The sequence below is a fragment of the Mycobacterium sp. genome (assembly GCF_049280035.1).
Classification (GTDB): Bacteria; Actinomycetota; Actinomycetes; order Mycobacteriales; family Mycobacteriaceae; genus Mycobacterium.
In genome coordinates this window covers 1-8,460 of record NZ_JBAPPI010000667.1, presented here as the reverse complement: position 1 = coordinate 8,460, position 8,460 = coordinate 1, and the positions used below count along the sequence as shown (strand labels likewise).

The following is an 8,460-nucleotide window of genomic DNA, read 5'->3' as shown; positions in this document are numbered from 1 at the left end:
CGCAGTTGGGGCAGAACTTCTTCAGCTCCAGCCGGTCGGGGTCGTTGCGGCGGTTCTTCTTCGTGATGTAGTTGCGGTGCTTGCACACCTCGCACGCCAAGGTGATCTTGGGCCGTACGTCGGTACTAGAGGCCACGTCGGTTCTCTTTTCGGGTTTTCGTTCGTTGTTGTCTTGTAGCGATGGCCGGACTCGAACCGGCGACCTAACGATTATGAGTCGTTCGCTCTAACCGACTGAGCTACATCGCCTTGCGACTGCATTGCCTTCGTTCTGGGCCGCCTGCCTGCTCGGCGTCCGCCGAGCCCCCTAACGGAATCGAACCGTTGACCTTTTCCTTACCATGGAAACGCTCTACCGACTGAGCTAAGGGGGCCGCACCCGTAGCGACCAGTCGAGTCGCGCCGCGGGCCTAAAAGAGGGTACAGCCTGGGCTGCGAGGGCACCAAACCCAGCGGATATTCGACGAAGAGCGCGGGCGAGTCGGCCGGATTTGACGGCTACTCGCGGGCACCACGGCGATACCCGAACTTCCGCGGGCCATAGGCTGAGCAGGTGCCTGATTCCGACCGGCTGTATTTCCGCCAATTGCTCTCCGGCCGCGACTTCGCCAAGGGTGACGGGTTCGCGACCCAGATGCGCAACTTCGCCTACTTGATCGGGGACCGCCAGACCGGTGACTGCCTGGTGGTCGACCCGGCATACGCCGCCGGCGATCTGCTCGACGCGCTGGAAGCCGACGGCATGCACCTGTCCGGAGTGCTGGTGACTCATCACCATCCTGACCATGTCGGCGGCTCGATAATGGGCTTCGAACTCAAGGGCCTGGCCGAACTGCTGGAGCGCGTCAGCGTCCCCGTGCACGTCAATTCCCAAGAGGCGCTGTTTGTTTCGCGTATTACCGGGATCAGCATGGGCGACCTCACCCAGCATGAGCATGGCGACAAGGTCAGCGCCGGCGACATCGAAATCGAGCTGCTGCACACCCCCGGTCACACACCGGGCAGCCAATGCTTCCTGCTCGGCGGCCGGCTGGTTGCCGGTGACACGTTGTTTTTGGAGGGTTGTGGCCGCACCGATTTTCCGGGCGGCGACTCCGACGAGATGTTCCGCAGCCTGCAAAAGCTCGCCCAGCTGGCTGGTGATCCGACGGTGTTTCCCGGACACTGGTACTCACTCGAACCCAGTGCGTCGTTGTCGGAGGTCAAGCGTTCCAACTATGTCTACCGCGTCGCCGATCTCGATCAGTGGCGAATGTTCATGGGTGGCTAAATAAGCATTTAAGGGCCCTCCAGCGAATTTTCTCGCCAGTAAGCGCTGTGATATAAGCGGAGGGATGGATTCTTCGATGGGATGGATCGAAGATCGTTGGCACCAGGTGGCGGGCGCGACGTCCGGCACCTGGTTGGCATGGGCCGTCTGGGCTCTGGCCATTCTCGGCATAATCGCGCTGATCTACGCCAATCAACAGGTCCGCCGCAATCGTCGGCTGGCCACCGAAGAGACCCGGCCACACGTCGGTATGTTCATGGAGCCGCACGCCGCCGATTGGCATCTGATCGAGCTCGTGGTGCGCAACTTCGGTAAAACCCCGGCCTACGACGTGCAGTTCACGTTTCCGCACCCACCGACCGTCGCCGAATACGAAAACGCCACCGACGGATACGCGGACGTCGTTGAGCTGCAACTCCCCAGCCAATTGCCCGTTCTGGCGCCCGGCCAGGAGTGGCGCACGGTGTGGGATTCGGCGCTCGACCGCAACGAGCTGGGTGAGGCCATCGAGTCGCGCTTTCCGGGCACGCTGACTTACTACGACCGCGTCGAAGCTCCCCGCCGATGGAAGTTCTGGCAGCGTCGCCGGCGTCCGTTTGAAACCAAGGTGGTGCTGGACTGGGCCGCGCTGCCGCCGGTTCAGCGGATCGAGCTGATGACGACCCACAACCTGGCCAAGCGGGAAAAAGAGAAGCTGGAACTTCTTCGCAGCGTGCTGACCTATTTCCACTACGCCACCAAGGAAACTCGCGCCGACGTCTTCCGCAGCGAGATCGAACGGATGAACCGCGCGGTGGAGGAAACCAAGGACCGGTGGCGCACCCGTCAGATCGACGCGCCGCCGACCGACGTCAGTTTGCGTTGGGGCGACGCCGAAGCCGAGCTGGGCAAGCACCGCGGCGAGCGAGTGGTCTAGCGACGCTATGAGCGACCCGGTCACCTATCGGCTCGACGACTCCGTCGCGTTCATCACCATGGACGACGGCAAGGTCAACGTCCTGGGCCAGAGCATGCAGCAGGCGCTCAACGGAGCACTCGACAACGCCGACCGTGACGACGTGGGCGCGTTGGTGATCGCCGGAAACGACCGGGTCTTCAGCGGTGGGTTCGACCTGAAAGTCCTGACCTCCGGCGATGTTCAGCCTGCGATCGACATGCTCAAGGGCGGCTTCGAGCTCTCCTATCGGCTGTTGTCCTATCCCAAGCCGGTGGTGATGGCCTGCACCGGGCACGCCATCGCGATGGGTGCGTTCTTGCTGGCCAGCGGCGACCACCGGGTGGCGGCGCCCGCCTCCAACATCCAGGCCAACGAGGTCGCGATCGGTATGACGATCCCGTACGCGGCGCTGGAGGTGATGAAGCTGCGGCTGACGCGCTCGGCCTACCAGCAAGCCTCCGGCCTGGCGAAGACGTTCTTCGGCGAAACCGCAATCGCTGCCGGCTGGCTCGACGAAATCGTGCTGCCCGATATGGTGCTCAGCCGCGCCGAGGAAGCCGCGCGACAATTCGCCACCCTCAAGCAGCAGGCGCATGCTGCGACGAAGTTGCGGACCCGAGCCGATGCGCTGGCTGCCATCCGCGCCGGGATCGACGGCATGGCAGCGGAATTCGGCGTTTAGCCGTCGCTCACGCTGGCCGTCGGTAGCGCTCGAGGTATTCCGTCCAGTTCCAGGTGGACAAGAACGCTTCGGCTGCCTCATGGCCACGCTGGTAAAGCGCTTGCATCTGTCTCTTAGAGAGTTTGAAGTCGAGAAAACTGACTTCGGTCGAGTCGACCCGAATCGCCCGCGCACTGACCCAGGGCTGGTTGAGGTAGGCCTGGTCGCGGCCGACGATCATCGTGGTGATCAGCTCTTCCAGCAGCGGCGGACCGCCGAACACCCAATTCACCGGTCGCAGAGCCGGAATCACTTTGTCGTTGCCCTCCGGAAGATTGGGTAACAAAGTGACACCGAATGTCGGCCATCGTGGTCGTTTGCCATCACGCCGGTCGAATGAGTCGATCGGGAAATTCGACAGCAGTCCGCCGTCAACCAGCGTCGAGGTCAGGCCGCTGGCGCTGGTCAGCTTGGCCACCCGGAAAAAGAACGGAATCGACATCGAAGCGCGAACCGCATCAGCGACCTCCTGCTCGTCGGGGTCCACCCCGTAGAGCCGGTGATAGTCCCACGGCAGCCGCACCAGCTGGCCGGTGGTCACGTCGGACACCGTGACCACCAGCCGGTAGCGCTGCTCGGGCGGCAGGTTCTCGTTGTCCAACGCCAGATCGCCGAACGTGCGCACACCTAGGTTGTCCAGCTCAGAACGGATCCACTGGTGGGCGAAATCGCCTTTGTAGATTCCAGTTTCGCTCAGTAGACCCCAGGCGGGGCCGAGCAGCGGGATGCCGGTGAGCGGCGTCGGGTCGAGGAATTTGCGGTAGGGCAACGTCATGGTGAGCTGCTCGACCTGCCCGGGGGTCAGCTGGTCTGCGCCGGCCGCCAATATCGCGCCGACGATCGAGCCTGCCGATGTGCCGGAGACGCGCTGGATGCCGTATCCGGCTTCCATCAGCGCGACGACGGCGCCGGCCAGGCCGATGCCTTTGACGCCGCCACCGGAAAGGACAAGGTCCGCCTTCAGCGGAGGCGAGTGTTCGGTGGTCATGACCGCCGACTGTAGCCGCTGCCGATGACAGTGGCGGCTCAGACGGCGGGCGCGGCCTTGCCGTAGTCGTATCCGTCGTCAATCGGTCTGACGTCGGCGGAGGGTGGCGGCGCGTTGGGGTGGATCAGCGCCATGACGGCCTCGTACCGCTTCGTGACGTCGTCGCGGTCGGTGGGCTCGGTTACCGTGGCCAGGCTTAATCTTTGGATTGCGTCGGCTTCGCGGATCAGTACCGTCCGGCGTTTCCGGTCGGGGGTTTGTTCGATGACCTTGGCCAAGGCCTCGAGTTGGCGAATCATGATGGCGGGCATGCCGCTTGCGGCCTGGCGGATGGTGTCGAAGGTGCGCTCGACAAGTCGATTGAAATCGGCGACGAACGCGATGACGCGGATATTTCCCTCTGCGTCGCGCCGGATCCGTTGCGGACGCCAGGAGGTGGAGATCCGGCACAGGCAGTCGGCGATCCAGTCGATACAGGTCATTCCGGTGAACGTGTCGTTGACCGCGGGTGACAGCGCACGCAAAGCGATCTCGACCAATTGATCGAAGCCAAACGAAATATCCTGCGGCAGCGTTCGATACGCACCTGTAACGTGGCCCAGCGCGAGACGCTCGGCGACAGCTGGGGCAGCCTCGGGCGGCCACACCCTGGCCATCACCTGGCCGGCAACCAGGAAATGCCCGGGGCGGTAGGGCAATTGGACCACCGCATCGGCCTTGGTAGCGATTTTCACCAACACATCATGGCGGATGACCTGAAGATAGCCACTGTGCGGCGTGCGGATCGGGGCGCCCGACTCGGCCAACTTCGCCAGCAACTCCTCGTGCGACGGGCCGCGCCGGCCGCCGACACCGTACGATTCACCGCGATCGAGGGCGGCGATCTCCACGGCCAGTGTTCCGGCGATGCGCGCGATCACCACCGGAAGCTGAATCATCGAGGCGATGTGATTGAGGAAGAAGATCAACACAGCGACGTCAACCAACGTCAGGAAGAACGTCACCGTTATCGACAGATGCGGAACGAAATCCCCATGCGGGCCACCGCCCACCGAAACCAGGCCGATCGTCGCGTAGACAAACGATGCGACGAATGTTCCCAGTGCAACTTGAGTTCCCGGGTCCCGCACGAAGTTTCGCAGCATCCGCGGGCCGAACTGCGTCGATGCCAGCGTCAGGGCCACGATGGTGATCGAGAAAACGATGCCGACCACGGTGATGATCGCCGCGGCGATGGTGGCTAACACGGCTCGAGCCGAATCGGCGCTGCCGTTCAGCACCCACGACGGCAGCGTGATGATTCCGTCATAGGCTGCCCGGTCGACCGTGTAGGTGAGGGCGAACAGCAGGACTACCGCAACCGTTTCCAACACCGGGACGAGCCACAGGTTGGTCCGCAGCTGCTCCCGCCGCCAATCGGCCTCGAAGTAGGGACCACGCATCTAGTGGATACCTTCGGCAAGCGGCCCCAGTGCTAAGGCCGGCAAAAATGTCAGTGCACACAGGATAACCGTCACCGCCGCGACCAGACCGACGAATTGCGGCCGATGGGTGGGCAGGGTGCCGATCGATGCCGGGGTATGGCCTTGGCGGGCCAGCGATCCGGCGAGCGCCAGCACCAGGATCATCGGCAGGTATCTGGCCAGCAGCATCGCCAGGCCCAAGGCGGTGTTATAGAACATGGTGTTTGCCGATAGACCCGCGAACGCCGAGCCGTTCGTGTTGCCCGCAGAAGTGAATGCGTAGAGCACTTCCGACAGGCCGTGCGGCCCGGTGTTGGCCATGCTGGCCCGTGGGCCCGGGAACGCCATCGCGATTCCGGTGCCAACCAACACCGCCAACTCAGTGGCCAGGATGAAGCTTGTCGACAAAGTCATTTCGCGGGCTCTGATCTTCTTGCCGAGGTATTCCGGTGTACGCCCGACCATCAGCCCGGCGATGAACACCGATATCACTGCCAGCAGCAGCAGGCCGTAAAGGCCCGAGCCGATCCCGCCCGGCGCCACCTCGCCGATCTGCATGTTGAACATCGTCATCAGCCCGCCCAGGCTGGTGTAGGAGTCGTGCATCGAGTCGATGGCGCCGTCGGAGGTGAGCGTGCCCGTGTCGGCAAAGATCGCCGAGTCGAAGATCCCGAAACGTTGCTCGATGCCCTCCATGGCGGCACCGGTCGCGGTGGGCACGGTGCCGTGATGTCCCAACTGAAACATCAGGATGAGGGCCATGCTCATGACGGCGAGGACACCCATGATCGCGGCGATCGCGTAGCCCTGTTTTTTGCTGTCGACCATCCGCCCGAAGGTGCGGGGCAGCGTAAAAGGGATCACGAACATCAGGAAGATTTCGACCCAGTTCGTCCACCCGTTCGGATTCTCAAACGGATGTGCTGATTGTGCGTTGTAGAACCCACCGCCGTCGCCGGTGATCAACTTGACGGGCTCCTGGCTGGCGATCGGTCCGCCGGTGATGGTCTGCTGGGCGCCGCTCAACGTGGTGACAACTTGGTCCTGCAGATGGAAATTCTGGATTACCCCGCCGGCCAGCAGCACCATCGCGCCGACGAACGCGATCGGCAGCAAGATGCGCAACGTGCCACGGACCATATCCACCCAGAAGTTGCCCAGCTCTTCAGTCTTTTCTCGGGCGAAGCCGCGCACCAACGCAATTGCCACCGCCATGCCCACCGCACCGGAGAGGAAGCTTTGCACGGCAATGCCGGCCATCTGCACCAGGTGGCCCTCCGTCGACTCACCCGCATACGACTGCCAGCTGGTGTTGGTGACAAAGCTGACCGCCGTGTTCCACGCCAGCGACGGGGTCATCTTGGTCGCCGGATCATGCAGGTGCAGCGGCAACTTGTCCTGAAGCAGTTCGAAAAAGAACAGGAACACAATGCCGACCGCCGAGAACGCCAACACGCTGCGGGCATACCCGTGCCACGGCTGTTCGGCTTTGGGGTCGACGCCGATAACGCGGTAGATGGCGCTCTCGATTTTGGAGTTCCGCGGCGAGGTGTAGACGCGGTACATATAGTCACCCAGCGGTACATGCACCGCCGCCAGCGCTGCGACGAGCAAAACAAGGAACGCGACGCCCGCGAATGCGTTACTCAATTACGGCCCCTCCGGAAAAAGCAAGGCGGCGATTGGGTAAGCCGCTAAGACTGCCGCGAGCGCCAAGCCGATCAGAATCATCGATAGGCACCGTCCTATCCGCTGCGAGCACCACGCGACTCGGCTCTCAACGGTGTATTAAAAGAAACTAAGCGCCGACAGCCCGCGGCGCTTGTTTGTTGACGGTTTCTTTACGGGCTGCCAGGTTCGCTCGCGGACACGTCAGGTTTCTGCCGCAACCCAGTCGTAAGGAAGGAATTTACCGTCGAATGTCACCACCACGCGATCGCCCGACGGATGGGGTTTTTTCTGCAAATCGACGCTGAAATTGATCGCGCTCATAATCCCGTCACCGAACTGCTCATGGATGAGCTCTTTGATCGCCCCGCCATATACCTGCAGAGCCTCGTAAAAGCGGTAGATGGTCGGATCGGTGGGCACCGCGGTGGGCAGCCCGCCGCGCATGGGCGGTGCGGCCAGCACCGCGACCACCGACTCGTCGAGACCCAACAATTCGACAAGCACATGGGCGAGTTCGGCGGGAATCGGGTGCTGGCCAAGCAGCGCCGAGGTGGTCCACACCACCGGCCGGCCGATCGCGTCGGCCAACTCTTGCCAGGTCAAGCCCTTAGCCAGCCGGGCGACGACGATCTGCTCGGTGATCTCGTTTCGGGTCATAGGTACCAGCATGCACCCGGATCCGCGAATCCATCTCGCCGTCAGTGCCTTTCGTAATCCCGGGATTGGCATCGCGACTGGATGTACGCTGCGGAGCATTAGGTCTTCAGTCACGAGGATCGAGGTCGCTATGCGGATCGTCGTCGACCTGAACCGCTGCCTGGGGTATGCGCAGTGCGTGCCGCTCGCACCCGAAGTGCTCAAGCTCAGCGGCGAAGAGACTCTCACCTACGACCCCAACCCGGACGACAGTCAGCGTTTGCCGGTAGTGCGGGCGGCGGCGTCATGCCCGGTGCAGGCAATCATCGTGGAACGGCTCGATAACGACTAGCCTGCGAGCGCCGATGATCCGGGATGGCTTCAAAGACAGCGGCCGCATCGTCATGTCGGTGCTTCGCTGACCGGGCTCCGTGCCGCCGAGGCGTTGCGGGAAGAGGGTTTTCGCGGGCAGCTCGTTATCATCGGCGACGAGCCGGACGAGCCCTATGACCGGCCGCCGCTGTCCAAACAGGTCCTCAAGGGCTGGGTGCCCGCCGACCACACCAAGCTGCCGCGGCTGCGCCAGGTGGATGCCGAGTGGCGACTCGGTGTGGCGGCGACCGCCCTGGACCGCGCCAACCGGCTGGTCCGACTGGCCGACGGCAATGAAGTTCCGGGCGATCGGCTGCTGATCGCCACCGGTGTGCGGGCCCGGCGATGGCCTAACGCGCAAGAAGCCGCGCTGGAGGGCGTTCATACCCTGCGCACCAGTGC

At 63.2% G+C, this 8,460-nt stretch carries 10 protein-coding genes and 2 tRNA genes; 5 read left to right on the top strand and 7 right to left on the bottom strand.

Annotated elements, in window-relative coordinates:
• The 3 genes from rpmG to WAN71_RS21495 form a co-directional block, all read right to left on the bottom strand.
• Positions 1-136, bottom strand: a 136-nt coding sequence (rpmG, locus tag WAN71_RS21505) for a 50S ribosomal protein L33 (RefSeq protein WP_422227266.1), incomplete at its 3' end; no start/stop codon positions are given.
• Positions 137-175: 39 nt separating this feature from the next.
• A tRNA-Met gene (locus WAN71_RS21500) sits at positions 176-249 on the bottom strand.
• 52 nt (positions 250-301) lie between these two features.
• A tRNA-Thr gene (locus tag WAN71_RS21495) sits at positions 302-374 on the bottom strand.
• Positions 375-553: 179 nt separating this feature from the next.
• Here WAN71_RS21495 and WAN71_RS21490 point away from each other — a divergent pair.
• From WAN71_RS21490 to WAN71_RS21480, 3 genes are all read left to right on the top strand, one after another.
• Positions 554-1,270: an MBL fold metallo-hydrolase gene (locus WAN71_RS21490; protein ID WP_422227265.1), complete on the top strand. Its 717-nt coding sequence runs from the start codon at positions 554-556 to the stop codon at positions 1,268-1,270.
• A gap of 64 nt (positions 1,271-1,334) precedes the next feature.
• Positions 1,335-2,186: a hypothetical protein gene (locus tag WAN71_RS21485; protein ID WP_422227264.1), complete on the top strand. Its 852-nt coding sequence runs from the start codon at positions 1,335-1,337 to the stop codon at positions 2,184-2,186.
• Positions 2,187-2,193: 7 nt separating this feature from the next.
• The gene (locus tag WAN71_RS21480) at positions 2,194-2,889 is read left to right on the top strand and encodes a crotonase/enoyl-CoA hydratase family protein (protein ID WP_422227263.1); all 696 of its coding nucleotides are present in this window, start codon (positions 2,194-2,196) and stop codon (positions 2,887-2,889) included.
• A 7-nt stretch (positions 2,890-2,896) separates the two neighbouring features.
• Here WAN71_RS21480 and WAN71_RS21475 read toward each other — a convergent pair whose 3' ends face one another.
• The 4 genes from WAN71_RS21475 to cynS all read right to left on the bottom strand — a co-directional run bounded on the left by WAN71_RS21475 (position 2,897) and on the right by cynS (position 7,719).
• The gene (locus tag WAN71_RS21475) at positions 2,897-3,916 is read right to left on the bottom strand and encodes a patatin-like phospholipase family protein (protein ID WP_422227262.1); all 1,020 of its coding nucleotides are present in this window, start codon (positions 3,914-3,916) and stop codon (positions 2,897-2,899) included.
• A gap of 38 nt (positions 3,917-3,954) precedes the next feature.
• Positions 3,955-5,358 (bottom strand): DUF2254 domain-containing protein, encoded by a 1,404-nt coding sequence (locus tag WAN71_RS21470; protein ID WP_422227261.1) that lies wholly within the window; start codon positions 5,356-5,358, stop codon positions 3,955-3,957.
• A complete protein-coding gene (gene kdpA / locus WAN71_RS21465; protein WP_422227260.1) occupies positions 5,359-7,029 on the bottom strand; it encodes a potassium-transporting ATPase subunit KdpA in 1,671 nt (556 codons plus the stop codon).
• 222 nt (positions 7,030-7,251) lie between these two features.
• Entirely contained in the window at positions 7,252-7,719 is a 468-nt protein-coding gene (gene cynS, locus WAN71_RS21460; protein WP_422227259.1) for a cyanase, read from the bottom strand.
• Between the two features lie 118 nt (positions 7,720-7,837).
• On the opposite strand from cynS, the gene WAN71_RS21455 reads away from it, so the two are divergent.
• Together WAN71_RS21455 and WAN71_RS21450 are read left to right on the top strand one after the other, a co-directional pair.
• Positions 7,838-8,038: a ferredoxin gene (locus WAN71_RS21455; protein ID WP_422227258.1), complete on the top strand. Its 201-nt coding sequence runs from the start codon at positions 7,838-7,840 to the stop codon at positions 8,036-8,038.
• Between the two features lie 93 nt (positions 8,039-8,131).
• Positions 8,132-8,460, top strand: a 329-nt coding sequence (locus tag WAN71_RS21450; RefSeq protein ID WP_422227257.1) for an FAD-dependent oxidoreductase, incomplete at its 3' end; no start/stop codon positions are given.

What these genes read in the sequence shown, in the direction of transcription:
- WAN71_RS21485 (WP_422227264.1), top strand. Translation starts at nt 1,335, where the DNA reads ATGGATTCTTCGATGGGATGGATCGAAGATCGTTGGCACCAGGTGGCG.
- WAN71_RS21480 (WP_422227263.1), top strand. Translation starts at nt 2,194, where the DNA reads ATGAGCGACCCGGTCACCTATCGGCTCGACGACTCCGTCGCGTTCATC.
- WAN71_RS21475 (WP_422227262.1), bottom strand. Translation starts at nt 3,916, where the DNA reads ATGACCACCGAACACTCGCCTCCGCTGAAGGCGGACCTTGTCCTTTCC.
- WAN71_RS21470 (WP_422227261.1), bottom strand. Translation starts at nt 5,358, where the DNA reads ATGCGTGGTCCCTACTTCGAGGCCGATTGGCGGCGGGAGCAGCTGCGG.
- cynS (WP_422227259.1), bottom strand. Translation starts at nt 7,719, where the DNA reads ATGCTGGTACCTATGACCCGAAACGAGATCACCGAGCAGATCGTCGTC.
- WAN71_RS21455 (WP_422227258.1), top strand. Translation starts at nt 7,838, where the DNA reads ATGCGGATCGTCGTCGACCTGAACCGCTGCCTGGGGTATGCGCAGTGC.